This is a genomic window from Dactylosporangium sp. NPDC000521, from assembly GCF_042898305.1.
In the GTDB taxonomy this organism is placed as follows: domain Bacteria; phylum Actinomycetota; class Actinomycetes; order Mycobacteriales; family Micromonosporaceae; genus Dactylosporangium.
In genome coordinates, this window is the sequence record NZ_JBIAYW010000004.1 from 364,976 (window position 1) to 384,190 (window position 19,215).

Here is a 19,215-nt window from a genome sequence, read left to right on the forward strand (position 1 = left end):
GACCTGCCGGGCGGTCAGTCCTCGACGCCGTAGCCGGTGAAGGTGTAGACGCCGGGGGCGTGGCGGTCGACCTCGGCGGCGACGCGGGCGGTCTCCGCGGTCCAGGTGTCGTCCTGGTCCTGCTGGATCTCCTCCGGCATCTGCCCGTACGCGTAGCCGGAGTACAGCAGGACGCCGAGGGCGAGCGGCTCGTACTCGTCGTAGTCGTAGACGCGGGGCTCGGCGGGCGCGCCCTGCTCGTCCTTCAGGCGGACCGTGGCGACGGCGGCGCGGACCAGGTGCAGGATCGTCTCCTGTTCCTCCGGTGGCACCGCCGCGCCGTCTTTCCTGGACACGAACAGCGCTGGGCCGTAGGCGGACATGCCGGGCAGCCTACCGATCTGCTCAGGCACGCACGCGGACGGCTGGCACCTGCGCCACCGCCGGCCGGGAGGTCGATCGCGCTGGGGCTCGCGGGCGTCGTCGCGTCGGCACTGGCCGCGGGCGGACGTCAGGCGGCTCCCGGCTCGACGAAGTCGCCGAGCTCGACGCCCTCCTCGCGCAGCACGTCGGCGAGCTTGTCCACGCTCGGCACCGCCCGCGACACGCCCGGGCCGATCAGCCTGTACCACGCGACGGAGCCCACCCCGCCGACCTCGACGCGCCACCGCCCATCGGGTGTCTGCATCACGGCCGCGCTCACCACCCGACGCTACGACAGCCCCGTCACCAGCGGGAAGCAATGATCGATAAGTACACGGATGTAGTTCCGCGGCGGGCCGGGACCCGCCCGTCGACGGGCGTGAGACCGGATCGCGCGATAACCCCGTACAGAACGGCACCATACGGGCACACTGGGACTTTGCACCACTGAGGAGTTCGCATGGATGAGCCACAGGTCGGCGGGGTCCGGCAGGCGGTCGTCACGGTCACCGCGGCCGCCGTCTCGGCGGTGCTCGCCGCGCTGCTGGTCGTCGGCGTGCTCTACAACCACAGCGCGGTCACCGACGAGCAGTCCGCGCAGGAGCGGCAGGCCGAGTTCAAGCAGCTGGCCCTGGACCTGGGCAACGCCTCGGACCTGCTGACCAACGAGGCGCGGCTGTACTCGGTCACCGGCGACCGCAAGCACCTGGACCTGTACTGGCAGGAGATCGACGAGACGAAGACCCGGGACAAGGTGATCGCCCGGCTGCAGGAGCTGGGCGCGTCCGGTGAGCTGCTGGACCTGCTCGCCACCGCGAAGAAGAACTCCGACGCGCTGGTGAACACCGAGACCCGCGCCATGCGGCTGGTCCTGGAGGCGTCCGGCGCGTCCGAGGCGCAGATGCCGGGCCCGGTCGCGCAGTTCGAGCTGCCCGCCGCCGACCAGGCGCTGAGCGGCGCGGCGAAGATGGCCCTCGCCGCGAAGATCATGTTCGACGACCAGTACGCCGCGGACAAGGCGCTGATCACCGGCCCGGTCACGCAGTTCCAGCAGAAGCTCGCCGAGTCGGCCGCCGCGAAGGTCGACGAGGCCCGGAGCCGGACCGAGACGGCGGAGACGATCCTGCTGATCCTGGCGGTCCTGCTCCCCCTCGGCATGACCGTCGTGCTCTGGCTGCAGCACGCCATGGTCGGGCGCACGGTCGTGCGGTACACCACCGCGCTGGGCCGGCGTGACCGGCGGGACCTGCGCTTCGTGCTCGACCCGGGCGGCACCCGCGAGCTGCGGCAGCTGGCGTTCGAGTTCAACAGCCAGTTCCACCAGGTCGGCGACCTCGTCCGCACCGTGCGCGACACCGCCGGCCAGGTCGGCTCGTCGGCGGCGCAACTGAGCCGGCTCGGCGACACGATGGCCGAGCACAGCACCACCGCCGCCGGGCAGACCAGCGCCGTGTCCGGCATCGCCACGCAGGTCTCCGACAGCGTCGGCACCGTCGCGGCCGGCGTCGAGGAGATGACCGCGTCGATCGGCGAGATCTCCAAGAACGCCGCCACCGCCGCCGAGATCGCCACCGACGCCGTCAGGGTCGCGGAGAACACCCACGCCGTGGTGACCCGGCTCGGCGCCAGCTCGGCCGAGATCGGCAACGTGGTCAAGCTGATCAACTCGATCGCCGAGCAGACGAACCTGCTCGCCCTCAACGCCACCATCGAGGCGGCACGGGCCGGCGAGTCGGGCAAGGGCTTCGCGGTCGTGGCGACCGAGGTCAAGGAGCTGGCCCAGGAGACCGCCCGGGCGACCGGCGACATCAGCGCCCGGATGGACGCGATCCAGTCCGACACCGACGCGGTCGTGCGCGCCATCGCCGAGATCAACGAGATCATCGGCAGGATCAACGACGCGCAGCACACCATCGCCTCGGCGGTCGAGGAGCAGACCGCCACCACCGGCGAGATCAGCCGCAGCCTCAGCGCGGCCGCCACCGGGTCCAACGAGATCGCCACCAAGACCACCGGCGCCGCCGGCGCGGCCGGCGAGGCCCGCACCGTCGCCGAGACCACCCGCCAGGCCACCGCCACGGTGCACGACCTCGCCACCACGCTGCAGGACCTGGTCCGCGACTACCAGATCCGCTGACCGTCCGGGCCCGCACGAGGCCGCTCGGCCGGCGCGCCGGACGCCCGCGGCTGCCTCGGATCCGCCGCCCCCTGCGGCGGCCGGTGCTGTGGCAAGATCCGGCGGTGCGTCAGTCTGTGATCGTGCCCGTGTTCGCGGTGACCGGGGTGCTGGCGGTGGCGGCGGCGGCACTCTCGGCGACGCACGTGTCGCTGCGGTGCACGGCGGCGGCGCTGGCGGTCCTGGCCCTGCTGGCCGTCCGGCGGAGCCGGTCGCGGTGGCGACTGGCGGCCGGATGCCTGCTGTTCGCGGTTGCCGCGTCGGTACGGGACGCGGCGCTCTACAGCCAGGGACAGGACGTCGGCTGGTTCGGGTACGGGCCGTCGCAGACGGTCGCGCTGCAGGCGATGTGGGACGCCGCGTGCCGGGCGTACACGTGGGAGTTGATCGCGACCGGTGTCCAGTTCGTCGCGGTGGTCCTGCTCGCGGCCGCCGTGTCCGGGCTGCCCCGCACCCACCGGCGCGCCCGGATCGTGACGACCACGGTCGCGGCCGTCGCGCTGGGCGCGGGTGTCCTGGCCGACCGCTGGCTCGCCATCGGCCTGGACGAGGTGGCCGGGGCGGTCCGTGGAGCGTGGCCCGGGCTGCTCGCCGTCGCGGCCGGTCTCGTGCTGCTGGTCCTGGCCGGCCGGCGCGAGGACCGCCGCTGGCTGGTGGCGGCGGGCGCGGGGATCGTCGCGGTCCAGGCGGCCATGACGCAGTCGGACCTGACCGGCGCGTGGCTCAGCCTGTCGGCGCTCACGGACATCCTGCACGGGGACACCCACACGGTGATCTCCTGGGGCACCGCGGTGAGCGAGGGCATGGAGTACGGGCCGGCGCTGACCGCCGCGGCCACGATCGCCGGTCCGGCGCTGATCGTGCTCGGCACCCCGCGCCCCGGCACCCGTGGTGCGGGTGCCCGCACTCCGGGTGGCGACGACGCACCACCGCCACCGTCCACGGGCGGCGACGAGGAGCCGCCGCCCGCGCCGGCCGGCGAGGACTGAGCCCCGCTCGCCCCCCTTCCGGCGACCCTCCGTTCACCCGGGGCTTCAGTTCACCCGGGGGCTTCAGTCCGTGTTCCGGCGGCCGATAGAACGATGTGTCCCGACTGCGTGCGGTGGCAGACGTCTGCGTCCGCATGCTGGACGCACCGCCCGACGACGGCCACCTTCTGGAGCGTCTGGTCTCCGCCGTCGGCGCGGGGCTGCCGGACTGCTGCGTCGTGGGAGCGCTCACCACGGGTGCCGCGCCGGTGGTCCGGACCGCCGGGGAAGCCGGCCCCGCCCTGGCCGGAGCGCTGCTCGACGCGGTCGCCGGGACACCCCGTACAGACGCGGAAAACGCCATCAGCGTGGTGCGGATCCTCGCCCGTGGCGCGGTCATCGGCGCGCTCGGCGTGCTGGGGACCGACGGCGACCCCGTCCCGGCCGCGGACCTGGCCTTCGTCGAGGCGGCCGCGACCGTCGCCGGCGGGGTGATCGAGCACAGCCACGCGTTCGCCGCGACGCTGGAGCTGCTCGAGGACGCCCGCCGCCAGGGCGACCTGCTGGACGCGATCTCCGACGCCATCGTCTCCTGCGACGCCGACGGCGTGATCGTCAGCTGGAACTCCGGTGCCGAACGCCTGTACGGGTACTCCTCCGGCGACGCGGTCGGCTGCGACCTGCTGGCGCTGCTCGCCACCGCCTGCGTCACCGACGACACCGAGGTCCCCGCGGCGCAGATGCTGCAGGACGTGGCCGCGTCCGGGCGGTGGGAGGGCGAGCTGCGCGAGCGGCGCTCCGACGCGGCGCCGCTCACCGTGCTGTCGTCCGTCTCGGCGCTGCACGCGTCCGACGACGGCACGCCCGCCGGGTACGTCTTCGTCAACCGGGACGTCACCGAGCAGCGCCGGCAGGAGCACGAGGCGGCGCACGACGTCCTCACCGGCCTGCCCAACCGGCGCCGGCTCGTCGGGCGCATCCGTGACGCCGTCGAACGGGTCCGCCGCGGCGGCGGGCCGATGGCCGTGCTGTTCCTCGACCTCAACGGCTTCAAGCCCGTCAACGACAAGTACGGCCACGCCGTCGGCGACGAGCTGCTCATCCGCATCGCGGACCGGCTCGCCGGCACGGTCCGCAGCACCGACTTCGTGGCCCGCATCGGCGGCGACGAGTTCGTGGTGGTGCTGGAGCAGTTCGGGCCGGTCGAGCGGGTCGCACCCGTGCTGCAGCGGATTCTCGCCGCGGTCGAGGAGCCGCTGGTGCTGTCCCTGACGACGGTGACGGTCTCCACCAGCATCGGCGTGGCGATCGCCGGTGACCCGGAGGCCGCCGTCGACCCCGAGGAGCTGGTGCGCGCCGCGGACGAGGCGATGTACCGGGCGAAGCGCCGGCCGCGCCGGGTCGCGTTCGCCGACGCGGCCATGGACCACTGCTGGCTGGCGCTCCCCGCGGACCCCGATCAGGATGCCGGCCCGGCGGTCGACTGACGCGCGGGTCACCGGACCACGGTGCCGGCGCTGCGGTCGCCTGACCCGCCCGCGTCACCGGGCCGGCCCTGCGGACGCGGCCACCGGACGGCCCGGACGGCCCGGTCGGCCCTCGCGGGGGCTCAGGCAGGGCGGCCCGCGGGCAGCAGGTGCACGACGGTGGGCGGCTCCGCCGACAGTGCCACCACCCGGCGGTCGATGTCCTCGTCGGCGACGGTCATCCGGCCGCGGTGCTGGCGCAGGTGCTCGTCCCAGGTCGGCACCACGTACACCTCGACCATCCGGCCGGGCGTCTCGCCGACGCGGAACATGCCCCACCGCACCGCGCCCGTCCGCATCCGGGTCCGCCGCAGTTCGTCGACCAGGGCCAGGAACGCCGGTTCGTCCCCAGCCGCGATGGTGTACGTCACCTCCACGACGACGGGACCGGCGAACCGGTCCGGTTCGACGGCCAGCCGCGGCTCCGGCCAGGGCGTGGCCGGACTCCGGTCGAGGTGGTGGGTGTCGATGAGCGGCCAGACCGGGACGGTCGCGACCCCGGCGACGGTCACGGCGGCCGCGGCCAGCAGGGTGGGCACCAGCCCGACGTGGTTCGCGAGCAGGCCCCATGCGAACGCGCCGACCGCCTGGCCGCCGAAGAACACGCTCTGGTACGTGCCGAGCCCGCGGGCCCGTACCCAGTGCGGCAGGAACAGCTGCAGCTCCGCGTTCGCGTTGGACAGCACCGCCATCCAGCTGAGCCCGGCCGGGACGAGCGCCACCGCGGCGACCGCCGGCACCGGCACCAGCGCGAGCAGCGTGAGCACCAGGGCGTACGTGAGGCTGCCGGCGACGAGCAGCTTGTTGTCCGACAGCAGCCGGCGCAGGCGGGGCAGCACCAGGGCACCGAGCACGGCGCCGATCCCGAGCGCGGCGAGCAGCAGGCCGTAACCGCCGGCGCCCATCCCGAGCCGATGGCTGGCCACCAGTGGCAGCAGCGCCCACAGCGACACCGCCGGCAGGATGAACACGCCGATGCGCACCAGGAACCGGCGCATCGCCCGCGAGTGGCGCACGTAGCGGCCGCCGGCGCGCATGGCGGCGAGGAACGGCTCCGGCAGCGCCATGTCGTCCGGTGGCGGGCGCCGCCACAGCATCAGCACGACCGCGAAGACCAGGAACGTCGCGGCGTTGATCCCGAACACGGCCGCCACGCCGACGTGGGCGACGAGGATGCCCGCGACCGCCGGCCCGACCGCCCGCGCCAGGTTGACGCTGATCGAGCCGAGCGCCGCCGCCGAGCGGATCTGCTCCCTCGGGACCAGCTCCGGGATCACCGCCTGATACGTGGGGCTGGTCATCGCCATGCCGCAGCCGAGCGCGAACGTGAGCGTCAGCAGCAGCGCCGGAGTCGTCTGCCCCGTCACGGTCAGCCCGGTGAGGACCACGCCGACGGCGAGCTGGAACAGCTGGACCCAGATCAGCAGCCGCCGCCGGTCGAGGGAGTCGGCGAGGACCCCGGCCGGCAGGGCCAGCAGCACCACCGGAAGGGTTCCGGCCGTCTGGACCAGCGACACCAGCGCTGCGGCGTCGGGCCGGTCGACGAGCAGCCACTGGGCACCGACGGTCTGCATCCAGGTGCCGACCTGGCTGCCGAGCACGGCCAGCCACAGCACCCGGAACACGCTGTTGTGCAGCGGGCTCCACGTCGACGGTGCCTGCGGAGCGTCCATCCTCGTCACCCGTTCACGTGTCGCCTGAGGCGCCCACTACCCCGCCATTCACGCGGGCAATCACTTCGCCCGATTGACGCAACCTATGGGTTGCGATAGGTTTCTCGAGTGCAACCGTGCGGTTGCGGGGAGGAGGCGGGCAGTGCATCCGTGGCAGTACGTGGTGCTGGCCGGGCTCGGCGCCTTCCACGGGCTGAACCCGGGCATGGGCTGGCTCCTCGCCCTCGCCGGCGGGGTACGGGAGCGGCGCCGCGCGGCGATCGCGGCGGCGCTCGGCCCGATCGCGCTCGGCCACGCCGCGTCGGTGTTCGTGATCGCGACGCTGGTCGCGGCGCTCATGTCGGTGACCGGCGCGCGGCTCGTCGCGACCGCGGGCGGGGTCGCGCTGACCGCGTTCGGCGTCTGGCGGCTGGTGTCCCGGAGCCACCACCGGGCCGGCCCGCGCCCGGCCGACCTGCTCACGTGGTCGTTCCTGATGTCCTCCGCGCACGGCGCCGGGCTTGTCCTGTTGCCGTTGCTCGCCGCGGTGCCGGCGGCCGCCCACCACGGCCACGCCGTCGGCGCCGCAGGCCGTACATCGGCGATGACCGGCATCCTCGCCACGACGGTCCACACGGCGGCGATGGTCGCGGCGGCGGGCCTGGTCGCGCTGGTGGCCTACGAGGTGCTGCGGCTGCGACCGGTGCGGGTCAGGGCGAGGCTCGACGTCGACCGGGTGTGGGCGTTCGCCCTGGCGGGCTCCGGCGTGGCGACGCTCGCGCTCACGCTCCGGGGTGGGTGACCGGCTCCCTGGTGCGCGACCGCGCTGCTGGGTCGAGCGGGTGCGGCCGTCCAGGTACGGTAGATCGCCACGCCGCGACCGCAGGAGCCGACCATGCCGACGACCTCGAGCCATGCCGTCTGAACCCGAGGAAGCGGCGGTCGCCGTCTTCACCGCTCTCGCCGACCCCAACCGCCGGGCGATCCTCGCCTCGCTCGCCGAGCACGGCCCGAGCACCGCCACCGACCTGTCCGGCCGCCTGTCGATCACCCGCCAGGGCGTCGCCAAGCACCTCGCCCTCCTCGCCGACGCCGGCCTGGTCACCAGCGACGCCGGCACCGGCCGCCGGGTCCTCTTCCGGCACCGCTCCGAGCCGATCAAGCTCGCCCAGGGCTACCTGGCCGCTCTCGCCGCCGACTGGGACGACCGCCTCGGCCGCCTCTCGTCCTTCCTGGCCGACCCGCCCGGCTGAGGGACCGGCCCGCCCGGCTGACGGGCCGGCCCGCCCGGCTGACGGGCCGGCCCGCCCGGCTGACAGGTGGCGGTGCGAGACCGGACGGGACCCGGGCGGCACCCGGGACGCAACCCTGGCCGGGGACGCTACCGATGCCGGCACACCACCAGGAGGCAGGATCGTGTCACGACCTCATCACCGCACCGCCGGGCTGATCGCTGCCGCGGTCGCCGGGAGCCAGTTCATGACGCCAGGGGATGCCTGGGCGGCGGGGGTCGCACCGGCCGCGGGCGGGGTGTCCGTGGTCGGGACCGTCGCGTCGGTCCGCACCGCAGACGCGTCACTGGTGGTGACCCGCGCCTACCGGTTCCGCGACAGCCGGCCCAGGACCGTCAGGTTCACGCTGACGCCCGCCACCACCGTCGTGGTCAACGGCGGGTCAACCGGCCCCGGCGGGCTCGGCAGGGTGAAGGCCGGCATGCAGGTCACCGTCACCGGCACCGTGAGCGGCGGCAACAACCGGGCCACGAGGGTGGTGGCGGCCACCGTCCGGCGGTGAAGGTCGCTGAAAGCCCCGTGAAACCGCGGTGAAGGCCGCGGCCCGCACGATCGTCGCAGTCGTGGCGCACCAGCGTCACAGCGGCGGTTGGGAGGGAGGGACGTGGCTACCACCCCGTCCCCGTCGGCGATCGTGGCTACCGGGTTGCGCAAGTCGTTCGGTGACCACATCGTGCTCGACGGAATCGACCTGGAGGTCCCGCGCGGGACGGTCTTCTCCTTGCTGGGGCCCAACGGCTCCGGCAAGACGACGACGGTGCGCATCCTGTCGACGCTCATCGGCCCCGACGGCGGGCAGGCCTCCGTCGCCGGGCACGACGTGGTCCGCGAGGCCGGCGCGGTGCGCGCCGCGATCGGGGTCACCGGGCAGTTCTCGGCCGTCGACGGGCTGCTCACCGGCGAGGAGAACCTCGCGCTCATGGCGGCCCTGCACCACCTCGGCCGGGCCGGCGGCCGGCGGCGGGTCGCGGGCCTGCTGGAGCGGTTCGACCTGGTCGACGCGGCGAAGAAGGCCGCCGCGACCTACTCCGGCGGCATGCGGCGCCGGCTCGACCTGGCGATGACGCTGGTCGGCGACCCGAGCGTCATCTTCCTCGACGAGCCCACCACCGGACTCGACCCGCGCAGCCGCCGCACCATGTGGCAGATCATCCGCAGGCTCGTCGCCGACGGGGTCACGGTGTTCCTGACCACGCAGTACCTGGACGAGGCCGACCAGCTCGCCGACCGCATCGCGGTGCTCGACGGCGGGCGGATCGTGGCCACCGGCACCGCCGAGGAGCTCAAGCGGCAGATCCCCGGCGGGCACCTCAGGGTGCGGTTCGACACCGCCGACGAACTGGAGACGGCCGCGCGGCTGTTCCCGGGCTCGGCCCGGGACGACGAGGAGCTGGCGCTGCGCGTGCCGGGCGACGGCGGCGTGTCGTCGCTGCGGGCGCTGCTGGACCGGCTCGACGCCGCCGCCGTGCGGGTCGCCGACCTGTCCGTGCACACGCCGGACCTCGATGACGTGTTCTTCGCCCTGACCGGCCACCAGAGCAGCCGGACCGGGGACCAGACCAGCGCGGCGACCGCCGAGAAGGAGAACGCGCGATGAGCACCCTGACCGCCGTCACCGACACCGCCACGATGCTGCGGCGCAGCCTGCTGCACACCGTGCGGTACCCCGCCTCGATGGTCACGTCCCTCCTCGTGCCGGTGCTGCTCCTGCTGCTGTTCGTCGGGGTCTTCGGCGGCGCGATCAACGCGGGCATCGCCGGCGCCGGCGACTACATCGACTACATCGTGCCCGGCATCCTGCTGGTGACCGTCGGGTACGGCGCCTCGACCACGGCCCTGGCGGTGAACAAGGACATGACCGAGGGCATCATCGACCGCTTCCGCACCATGCCGATCGCCCGGCAGTCGGTGCTGACCGGGCACGTCCTGGCCGCCACGATCCGCACGTTCCTGAGCCTGGCGCTCGTCGTCGGGGTGGCGCTGCCGATGGGGTTCCGGCCCACCACCGACCCGGTGCGCTGGCTCGGCGCGGCCGGTCTCGTGCTGCTGCTGGTCCTCGCGCTGACCTGGCTGGCGGTCGCGATCGGGCTGGTCTCCCCCACCCCCGAGGGCACCACCGGCTTCCTGCTGCTCGTGCAGGTGCTGCCGTTCGTCAGCAGCGCGTTCGTGACGACGGAGTCGATGTCGGGTGCGGTGCGCTGGTTCGCCGCCAACGAGCCCTTCACGCCGATCATCGACACGCTGCGGGCGCTGCTGATGGACACGCCCGCGGGCGGCAGCGGTGGCGTCGCGGTCGCCTGGTGCGTGGGGCTCGCCGCGGCCGGTTACCTGTGGGCGAGGTCCGTGTTCAACCGCGCTCCCCGCCGATGAGCGCGCGACGCGCCAGCAGGACCGCGGCCGCGGCCTCCCGCAGCGCGTCACGCTCCAGCGCCGCGTAGTCCGACGCCGCCGAGACGTATTCGGCGGCGTCGGCCTGTTCCGCGAGGTCGCGGGCGTACCCGGCGGGCATCGTCGGCTGGAAGCCCATCGTGAACCGGAACGCCTCCGCCAGGGCGATCATCCGCGCCGCGCCCGCGGCGACCCGGGCGTCACCGGCGCGGCGGCCCCGGTCCAGGTCGGCGACGGCCAGGGCGAGCAGCAGCGTGCCGTACACCGGGCCGCCGACCGCGTTGACGGCGCCGGAGCTCGCGAGCAGGCGCGCCAGGAGGTCCGGCAGGTCCGCGGCGATGGCCCGGACGAGGTCGAGCCGGCCGTGCTGGGCGTGCGCGATCACGGTCGTGGCCCGCACCTCCATCGCCCAGCCGGCCGAGCCCGGCAGCTGCTGGCCCTCGGCGGCGTCGAGCCGGGCCACGACCTCACGCCACAGCGCCAGGCCGGCGTCGACGTCGCCGCGGGCGATCAGGATCTCCGCGCGGACCCCCGAGCCGAACATCATCGGGTCGTCGCCCGGCTCATGGGCACTCCGCACCGCCTGCTCGAGCAGGTCCTCCGCCTCGTCCAGCGCGCCGCGCTGCAGGCTCGCGAGGGCCATCGCACCGCGGACGCGCGACGCGCTGGACGGCGAGCCGGGCCGGCGCAGCTGGTCCAGCACCGTCAGCGTCTCGGCGAGGTGCGCCGCCGCCTCCTCGCCGCGGCCGACCTCCACGAGCAGCTCACCGATGCGGGAGTGCGCGACGGCCCACATCAGCGGGGTCGTGCGGGTGCCGAGCACGGCGAGCATCCTCCTGGCCGCCCGCAGCGCGCCGTCGGTGTCCTGCCGGTGCTCGCACAGGTAGCTGGCGGCGCCGTTCGCGAGCCCGGCCAGCAGCGGCTCGTCGCTGTCGCAGAGCGCCCACAGCGCGGTCTCGTCGTGCGTCATCGCGCGCCGGACCGCGTCGGCCGCGCCGACCAGCGTGTCGGGGGTCGTGGGCGGCAGCCGGCGCAGGGCGACCAGGAACCGGCCCGGCATCGGCCCGCGCATCAGGAAGTCGTTCATCGCGCACAGCAGCGCCGCGGTGCGGGCCACCTCGACCAGCTCGGGTGCGGGCCGCACGTGCGACATGACCCATTCGACGTCGCGCGCCAGGGTCGTCATCCGCACGAAGCTGCCCTCCACGGTCCACAGCGCTGCCAGTACACCTGCCGCGGCGGCGACAGCGGGACCGTCACCGCGCTCCACGGCATGGCGCAGGGCGAGGACGAGATTGTCCTGCTCGGCGCGGATCCGCTCGACCTCCCTGACGAGGTCCGCACCGAAGACCGCACCGGCGTGGGTGACGCCGAACTCGCCCGCCCACGCGAGCAGGCCGTCGACGGCGCGGCCGGTCCCGCCAGCCCGCTCCCGGTGTGCGGTGCTGAACTCCCGCACCGTCTCCAGCATCCGGAACCTGGTGCCGAACGGCGTGTCGGTGACCTTCAGCAGCGACTGGTCGGCGAGCTGCGTGAGCGCCAGCAGCACGTCGTCGGCGCCCTCGCCGAGGACGTGCCGGGCCGCGCCGGCGGTGAACCCGCCGGGGAAGACGGACAGGGCGCGCATCGCCGCCCGGTCCGGCTCGTCGAGGAGGTTCCAGCTCCAGTCGATGACGGCGTGCAGCGTGTGGTGCCGCGGCGGCGCGTCCCTCGCCCCGCCGCGCAGCAGGGCCAGCCGGTCGTCGAGGCGGCGGGCCAGCTCGGTCACCGACATGACCCGCACGCGGGCGGCGGCGAGCTCGACCGCGAGCGGCAGCCCGTCCAGGCGCGCGCACAGCTCCCGCACCACGTCGTCGGGCAGGTCCGCGCCGGGGCGGGCGGCCCTCGCCCGCTGCCGGAACAGCTCGACGGTGGTGGCCGGATCGAGCTCCGGCAGCGGGTACACCACCTCCGACGACAACCCGAGCGGTGCCCGGCTGGTGGTCAGCACCCGCAGGTCGCTCGTCGCGGCCACGAGGTCCCGGACGAGGTCTGCGGCGCCGCGGACCACGTGCTCGCAGTTGTCCAGCACCAGCAGCGCCGGCCCGGTGCCGAGCGCGGCGGCGATCGCGGCGGCCGCCCCGGGACCGTCGGCGGGCGCGGCGACGCCGAGCGCCGACGCGACCGCCGGGGCGACGTCAGCGTCGGCCGCGACGCCCGCGAGCGCGACGAGCTGCACGACGGGCCGGCGGGCCTGGCGGCCGACCGCGTACGCGAGCCGGGTCTTGCCGAGGCCGCCGGTGCCGACGACCGACGCGACCCGCGACGTGGCGAGCAGCCTCGTGACCGCGGCGATGTCGGCGTCGCGGCCGAGCAGCGGGTTGGGGTCGTGCGGGACGCCGCGCCGCACCGCGGGTGCCTCGTCGCGCAGCAGCCGCCGGTGCACGTCCCGCAGGGCGGGTCCGGGGTCGGCGCCGAGCTCGTCGCGCAGTGTGGCGCGGTAGGTCTCGTACCGTGCCAGCGCCGCCGCCGTGCCGGCCGTCGCCGCCTCGGCGCGCAGCAGCTCCAGCAGGACGGTCTCGTCCTTCGGCCGCAGCGCGGCCGCCTCGGTCAGCGGGCCGACGGCCTCGGCGTGCCGGCCGAGCCGCGACAGCGCGACCGCCCGCGCGGCGAGCAGCGCGTGGCGAACCGTGGAGCGGTCGGCGCGAAGCACGGACAGCGGGTCGGTGAGGCCGGGGTCGGCCGGCTCGGCCCCGTCCCACAGCGCGAGCCCCTCCTCGGCGCGGGCCAGCGCGCCGCCGTGGTCCCCGGCCCGCGCCAGGTCCGCGGCCGCGGTGGCGTGCAGCAGCACCGCCTCGGTGTCCAGCAGCGGCGATGGTACGGCCAGCCGGTAGCCACCCGCGGTCCTGGCCACGATGTCGGCGCCGGCCTGCGCCCGCACCCGCGACACGACGACCTGCAGCGCCTTCGCCGGGTGCTCCGGCTGCTCGTCGGGCCACAGCCCGTCGACGAGCCTGGCGGTGCCGCAGCCGGTCCGCGGCTCCCCCGCCAGCAACGCGAGCAGCCCGCACTGCCGCGGCCCGACGATCGCCCGGCCACGGTAGGTCACCCGCGACAGCAGGCGCAGTTCGACGCTCACGGCCCCAGGCTAGTGCCGCGCCCAGGAACGCCGGCCGGGGGTTTCCGCCGGGCCGGCGGCCGCGCACCGGCCACGTGTGGTCCCCGGCGTCGCGTTGCTGGACCGACCGCGGGGCGCGCACGCCGCTGGGAGCGCCCCACGGGTCGCGGGTCAGGAGAGCAGCTCGAGCGGGCCGCGGAGGAAGTAGACGATGAACATGACCGCGACGCCGTAGAGGAGCGGGTGGACGTCGCGGGCCTTGCCGGCGGCGAGCTTGATGACGACGTAGGAGACGACGCCGGCGCCGATGCCGTTGGAGATGGAGTACGTGAACGGCATGAGGACGATGGTGAGGAACGCCGGCAGGGCGATCTCGTAGTCCGACCAGTCGATGGTGCGGACGGCGGTCATCATGAGGAAGCCGACGACGACGAGGGCGACCGACGCCGCCTCGAAGGGCACCACGGTCACCAGCGGCGTGAAGAACATCGCGACGAGGAACAGCGCGCCGGTGACCAGGCTCGCCACGCCGGTGCGGGCGCCCTCGCCGACGCCGGCGGCGCTCTCGATGTAGGTGGTGTTGCTGGACGTGCTCGCGGCGCCGCCGGCGGCAGCGGCGAGCGAGTCGACGAGCAGGATCTCGCGGGTCCGCGGCGGCATGCCCTGCTCGTCGAGCATGTCGCCCTCCTGGGCGACCGCGACCATCGTGCCCATCGTGTCGAAGAAGTCGGTGATCAGCAGGGTGAACACGAACATGATCACGATCAGGACGCCGGCGGTCTGCCAGGAGTGCAGGAGGTTGAACTGGCCCAGCAGGGACAGGTCGGGCTTGTCGATGATCTTGTGCGGCATGACGGGGACGTTGAGGCTCCAGCCCTTCGGGTTGGGCTTGCCGTCCACGAACGAGGGGCCGGCCTTCGCGATCGCCTCGATGATGATGGCGAGGACCGTGGAGACCAGGATGCCGATGAGGATCGCGCCGCGCACCTTGCGCACCACCAGCACGACGGTGAGCAGCAGGCCGACGCCGAACGCGAGCGCGGGCCAGCTGATCAGCTTGCCGCCGATGCCGAGGCCGACCGGGACGGTGGTGTTGGCCGCGTCCGGCACGCGCCGCACGAAGCCCGAGTCGACGAAGCCGATGAGCGCCAGGAACAGCCCGATACCGACGCCGATGGCGGTCTTCAGCTGCGTCGGCACCGCCCGGAACACCGCCTCGCGCAGCCCGGTCAGCACCAGGATGCCGATGAGCAGGCCCTCGATCACGACCAGGCCCATCGCGTCGGCCCAGGTCATGTGGGGTGCGATCTCGAAGGCCACCAGCGCGTTGACGCCCAGCCCGGCGGCGAGCGCGAGGGGGAAGCGGGCGGCGACACCCATCAGGATCGTCATGATCCCGGCGACGAGCGCCGTCGCCGAGGCGACCGCGGCGATGGCGAGCTTGCCGCCGGTACTGTCGACGCCGCTGCCGAGGATGAGGGGGTTGAGCACGACGATGTAGGCCATCGTGAAGAACGTGGCGAGACCGCCGCGGATCTCCCGGCCCAGCGTCGAGCCACGCGCACTGATGTCGAAGAACCTGTCGAAGCCGTTGCGCGGCTCCGCGCGGGTCGAGTCCATGTGATGCCTCCCTGGAGCTGGTCCTTACCCCCGCCGCGCGATGATCTCATCTGGGCCGCCGGAATCAAGGTCGGGCATGTTTCGCGCGTGCAACGGCGGTCAGATGCGCGCGTGCGTACTCTTCTGAACCGCTCCGCCCTGGTCCTGCCGCCGCTCGCCCTCGTGGTCCTCGGGGCGGTATGGGGCCGCGAGATACCGATCCCCGTCGAGGTCGTCGTGGTGGCGCTCCTGGCAGGGTCGGTGCTCGCCGCGGTGCATCACGCGGAGATCGTCGCCCACCGGGTCGGGGAGCCGTTCGGCGCGCTCATCCTCGCGGTGGCGGTCACCGTCATCGAGGTCGGCCTGATCATCACCCTCATGGTGACCGGCGGCTCCGGCACCGAGACCCTGGCCCGCGACACCGTCTTCGCCGCCGTGATGATCACCTGCAACGGCATCGTGGGGCTGTCGCTGCTGGTCACGGCGCTGCGCAGCCACGTCGCGGTGTTCAACGCCGAGGGGACGGGTGCCGCGCTCGCCGCGGTCGTCACACTCGCGACCCTCAGCCTGGTCCTGCCGACGTTCACCACCAGCGCGCCGGGGCCGCAGTTCGCCGGTCCGCAGCTGGCGTTCGCGGCGGTCGCGTCGCTCGCCCTGTACGCGCTGTTCGTCATCGTCCAGAACGTGCGGCACCGCGAGAACTTCCTGCCGGTCTCCGACGCCGACGAGGAGGAGCACGCGGCACCGCCGGCGCCGCGTCAGGCGTACATCAGCCTCGTGCTGCTGCTCGCCGCGCTCGTGTCGGTGGTCGGCCTGGCAAAAGTGGAGTCGGGCACGATCGAGGCCGGCGTCGCGCGGGCCGGGCTCCCCCAGTCATTCGTCGGGGTCGTCATCGCCGTGCTGATCCTGCTGCCGGAGACCCTCGCGGCGGTCCGCAACGCCCGCCGCGACCTGGTGCAGATCAGCCTCAACCTGGCCCTCGGCTCCGCGATCGCCAGCATCGGGCTGACGATCCCGGCGATCGCGGCCGCCTCGATCTGGCTCGAAGGGCCGCTGGTCCTCGGCCTCGGCGCCACCCAGATCGTGCTGCTGACCCTCACCGCGGGTGTCGGTATCCTCACCGTCATGCCGGGCCGCGCGACCCTGCTGCAGGCGGCCGTGCACCTGTCGATCTGTGCCGCCTTCCTCTTCCTCGCCGCCAGCCCATAGGGGCCGGTGCGCGGGCGGCTGGTCGGTCGCGGATACCCTCTTGTCTGACATTGTCAGTAATCGAGGAAGGTCGGGCATGATCGAACCAGTGCGGCTGCCGTCCCCGTGGTGTGACGAGCCCCTGACCGTCGTCGTCCCGACCTACAACGAGGCGGGCAACCTGCCACGGCTGGTCGAGCGGCTGTTCGCCCTGCCGCTGCCGGGGCTGAGCATCCTCGTCGCCGACGACAACTCCCCGGACGGCACCGGCGAGGTGGCGGAGAAGCTCGCCGCCGAGCACCCCGGGCGGATCCGGGTGCTGCACCGGCCCGGGAAGGAGGGCCTCGGCAGGGCGTACGTCGACGGCATCGGCCGTGCGATCGAGGACGGCGCCAAGTTCGTGGCGCAGATGGACGCCGACCTGTCGCACCCGCCGGAGGCGCTGCCCGGCATGCTCGGGGCGCTGCTGTCCACCCAGGCCGGCGTGGTCATCGGCTCACGCTACGTGCCCGGCGGGCAGCTCGACGAGAAGTGGCCGTTGTACCGGCGGGCGCTCAGCGGCTGGGCCAACCTCTACGTGCACACCCTGCTGCAGGTGCGGATCCGGGACCTGACCGCCGGGTTCAAGATCTGGCGGGCGGACGCGCTGGAGGCGATCGGCCTGGACCGCGTCCAGTCCAACGGCTACAGCTTCCAGGTCGAGATGCACTTCCTGGCGACCAAGCTCGGGCAGACGATCATCGAGGTGCCGATCCGCTTCGAGGAGCGCACCGACGGCGTGTCGAAGATGACGACGGCCACGAAGGTCGAGAGCGCGACGATGCCGTTCAAGCTGCGCCTGAAGCACCGCAAGATCCAGCGCACGCAGCCGAAGATCTGACACTCAGGACACTCAGGACACCGGCGCCGCCGCTGCGCCGGTGTTTCACGTCGTCAGCACCGCGGCGGCGCCGGTCCTTCACGTCGTCAGTGCCATGGCGGTGCTGGTCTTGAGCCACGCGGTCAGCTCGGCCGGGGGCATCGGGCGGGCGTAGTGGTAGCCCTGCGCCACGTCGCAGCCGAGCTCCTGCAGCGCGGCGACGTGCGCGGCGCCCTCGACGCCCTCGGCGACGACCGACATGCCCAGGTTGTGGCCGAGCTCGATCGCGCCGCGGACCAGCACCGCGTCCTCCGGATCGTCGTCCATGTGCATGACGAACGTGCGGTCGACCTTCAGCTCGTCGACGGGCAGGCTCTTGAGGTACGCCATCGAGGAGTACCCGGTGCCGTAGTCGTCGATCGACAGCCGCACGCCGAGGCCGTGCAGGGCGACGAGCGTCTCGGTGGCGAGGGCCGGGTTCGCCATGACCGCGGTCTCGGTCACCTCGAGACGCAGCAGCTCGGCGGGCAGGTCGTGCTCGTCCAGCAGCCGCGTCACGTGGCCGACCAGGTCGGGGTCCAGCAGGCAGCGCGGCGACAGGTTGACCGCGATCGGCACGTGGAGACCGTCGTCGAGCCAGGCGCGGGCCTGCGTGACGGCGAGGCGCAGCACGTACAGGGTGAGCCGGGTGATGAGACCGGTGCTCTCCGCGACGGGGATGAACTCGGCGGGCGGGATCTGCCCGCGCGTCGGGTGCGCCCAGCGCACCAGCGCCTCCGCGCCGGACGGGCGGCCGTCGTCCAGCCGGATCTTCGGCTGGTAGTGCAGGGTGAGCTGGTCGGTGACGTCGAGGGCGCGGCGCAGGTCGCCGAGCAGCAGCAGCCTGTTGCCGTCCTCGATGTGCATGTTCGGCCGGTACAGGGTGGCGCCGGTTTTGCTGTCCTTCGCCGCGTACATGGCGATGTCGGCGCAGCGCAGCAGCGCATCGGTGTCGTCCGCGTGCTCGGGCGCCACGGCGATGCCGATGCTGACCTCCACGTCGACGGCGACGTCGTCGAGCGTGAAGGTGCGGTGCAGTTCGCCCTGCAGCCGGGCGGCCAGGGCGGCGGCATCGGCGGCGGACGCGCCGGGCAGCAGCACCGCGAACTCGTCGCCGGACAGCCGCGCGACGACGTCCCCGGCGCGCAGCGCCCCGGTGGTGCGGACCGCGACCTGCCGCAGCAGCTCGTCGCCGTACTGGTGACCGAGCGTGTCGTTGACCTCCTTGAACCGGTCGAGGTCCAGCAGCAGGACGGCGAGCACCGGGTCGGGCGAGCGCAGCGCGTCGCTGGTGCGCTCGGTGAAGAGCGTCCGGTTGGGCAGGCCGGTCAGCGCGTCGTGCGACGCGTGGTACTTGTGCTCGGCGGCGTGCCGCACGAGGCGGCGCTGGTAGCCGCCGGCGACGATGCCGAACGCGACCAGCAGCGCCAGCCCGACGGCGAACGTGCCGGTCGTGGCGGTGAAGACGACGCCCTCGACGCGGTGCAGGTCGCGCATCGCCTGGGCCGCCTCGGCCGCGCTGGCGATGGTGGCGGTGTGGACCAGGTCCCCGATCTGGTGCGCGACCGGGTCCACGTCGTCCTTGTCGATCCTGTTCGCAGCCGTGGTGTCACCGCGGTCGATCGCCTCGAACACCCACGCCACCGCGGTCAGGTAGGTCGTGTGCAGCTTGCGGACCCGGGCGGCGAGCGCCCGGTCCTCGGCCCCGCCGCGCTGCTCGACGTCGTGCAGCGCCACGTCGAGCGCGCCGGACGCGCCGCGGTGCAGCTCCCGGGCCGCTGCGCCCGGCTCCAGGCGGTACTGCTGCGCCGCGACCTCCTCCAGGGCGACGGCGTCGTCGGCCAGGTCGTACGCCATGGCGAGCGCCGTCGCGTGGACCGCGGTGTTCGCGGAGGCGCGGGTGCGGTTCGTGCCGACGACGCTGACGCCGGTCAGGCCGAGCAGGACGGCGGCGAGGCCGAGCACGGCACCGCGCCGGAGCAGTCCGGTTGGTCGTCGCACGCCACAGTCCCCCTGTCCTACGGTCCGG

General features: G+C 73.9%; 16 protein-coding genes. 10 read left to right on the forward strand and 6 right to left on the reverse strand.

Annotated features, from left to right (window positions below; all coding sequences use genetic code 11):
- Positions 1-14: 14 nt before the first annotated feature.
- Together ACFY3L_RS15845 and ACFY3L_RS15850 are read right to left on the reverse strand one after the other, a co-directional pair.
- Entirely contained in the window at positions 15-362 is a 348-nt protein-coding gene (locus ACFY3L_RS15845; protein ID WP_389323367.1) for a hypothetical protein, read from the reverse strand.
- 128 nt (positions 363-490) lie between these two features.
- Positions 491-682, reverse strand: coding sequence for a hypothetical protein (locus ACFY3L_RS15850; protein WP_389323370.1), 192 nt, complete (start codon positions 680-682; stop codon positions 491-493).
- A gap of 180 nt (positions 683-862) precedes the next feature.
- On the opposite strand from ACFY3L_RS15850, the gene ACFY3L_RS15855 reads away from it, so the two are divergent.
- The 3 genes from ACFY3L_RS15855 (at position 863) to ACFY3L_RS15865 (ending at position 5,033) form a co-directional block, all read left to right on the forward strand.
- Positions 863-2,539, forward strand: coding sequence for a methyl-accepting chemotaxis protein (locus tag ACFY3L_RS15855; RefSeq protein WP_389323373.1), 1,677 nt, complete (start codon positions 863-865; stop codon positions 2,537-2,539).
- Positions 2,540-2,643: 104 nt separating this feature from the next.
- A complete protein-coding gene (locus ACFY3L_RS15860) occupies positions 2,644-3,567 on the forward strand; it encodes a hypothetical protein (RefSeq protein WP_389323376.1) in 924 nt (307 codons plus the stop codon).
- 113 nt (positions 3,568-3,680) lie between these two features.
- A complete protein-coding gene (locus tag ACFY3L_RS15865; protein ID WP_389323379.1) occupies positions 3,681-5,033 on the forward strand; it encodes a diguanylate cyclase domain-containing protein in 1,353 nt (450 codons plus the stop codon).
- Between the two features lie 122 nt (positions 5,034-5,155).
- On the opposite strand, the gene ACFY3L_RS15870 is transcribed toward ACFY3L_RS15865, so the two are convergent.
- A complete protein-coding gene (locus ACFY3L_RS15870) occupies positions 5,156-6,745 on the reverse strand; it encodes an MFS transporter (protein ID WP_389323382.1) in 1,590 nt (529 codons plus the stop codon).
- 142 nt (positions 6,746-6,887) lie between these two features.
- Between ACFY3L_RS15870 and ACFY3L_RS15875 the strand changes: the two genes are divergently transcribed.
- The 5 genes from ACFY3L_RS15875 (at position 6,888) to ACFY3L_RS15895 (ending at position 10,386) form a co-directional block, all read left to right on the forward strand.
- Entirely contained in the window at positions 6,888-7,526 is a 639-nt protein-coding gene (locus tag ACFY3L_RS15875) for a hypothetical protein (RefSeq protein WP_389323385.1), read from the forward strand.
- A gap of 112 nt (positions 7,527-7,638) precedes the next feature.
- Positions 7,639-7,977 (forward strand): ArsR/SmtB family transcription factor, encoded by a 339-nt coding sequence (locus tag ACFY3L_RS15880; RefSeq protein ID WP_389323388.1) that lies wholly within the window; start codon positions 7,639-7,641, stop codon positions 7,975-7,977.
- Between the two features lie 163 nt (positions 7,978-8,140).
- The gene (locus ACFY3L_RS15885) at positions 8,141-8,518 is read left to right on the forward strand and encodes a hypothetical protein (protein ID WP_389323391.1); all 378 of its coding nucleotides are present in this window, start codon (positions 8,141-8,143) and stop codon (positions 8,516-8,518) included.
- Positions 8,519-8,620: 102 nt separating this feature from the next.
- A complete protein-coding gene (locus tag ACFY3L_RS15890) occupies positions 8,621-9,613 on the forward strand; it encodes an ATP-binding cassette domain-containing protein (protein ID WP_389323394.1) in 993 nt (330 codons plus the stop codon).
- Positions 9,610-10,386, forward strand: coding sequence for an ABC transporter permease (locus ACFY3L_RS15895; RefSeq protein ID WP_389323397.1), 777 nt, complete (start codon positions 9,610-9,612; stop codon positions 10,384-10,386). The genes ACFY3L_RS15890 and ACFY3L_RS15895 overlap by 4 nt, the downstream gene beginning before the upstream one ends.
- On the opposite strand, the gene ACFY3L_RS15900 is transcribed toward ACFY3L_RS15895, so the two are convergent.
- Complete coding sequence (locus ACFY3L_RS15900) at positions 10,364-13,522, reverse strand: ATP-binding protein (RefSeq protein ID WP_389323400.1); 3,159 nt, start codon at positions 13,520-13,522, stop codon at positions 10,364-10,366. The genes ACFY3L_RS15895 and ACFY3L_RS15900 overlap by 23 nt on opposite strands.
- Positions 13,523-13,672: 150 nt before the next feature.
- Positions 13,673-15,121 (reverse strand): NCS2 family permease, encoded by a 1,449-nt coding sequence (locus tag ACFY3L_RS15905; protein ID WP_389323402.1) that lies wholly within the window; start codon positions 15,119-15,121, stop codon positions 13,673-13,675.
- A 111-nt stretch (positions 15,122-15,232) separates the two neighbouring features.
- Between ACFY3L_RS15905 and ACFY3L_RS15910 the strand changes: the two genes are divergently transcribed.
- Positions 15,233-16,309 (forward strand): calcium:proton antiporter, encoded by a 1,077-nt coding sequence (locus ACFY3L_RS15910; protein ID WP_389323405.1) that lies wholly within the window; start codon positions 15,233-15,235, stop codon positions 16,307-16,309.
- 76 nt (positions 16,310-16,385) lie between these two features.
- Positions 16,386-17,168 carry a polyprenol monophosphomannose synthase gene (locus ACFY3L_RS15915; protein ID WP_389323408.1) on the forward strand — a complete coding sequence of 261 codons (783 nt, stop codon included), beginning with the start codon at positions 16,386-16,388 and terminating at the stop codon, positions 17,166-17,168.
- A 78-nt stretch (positions 17,169-17,246) separates the two neighbouring features.
- Here the strand turns inward: ACFY3L_RS15915 and ACFY3L_RS15920 are convergent, their stop codons facing one another.
- Entirely contained in the window at positions 17,247-19,187 is a 1,941-nt protein-coding gene (locus ACFY3L_RS15920) for a putative bifunctional diguanylate cyclase/phosphodiesterase (protein WP_389323411.1), read from the reverse strand.
- Between the last annotated feature and the right edge of the window lie 28 nt (positions 19,188-19,215).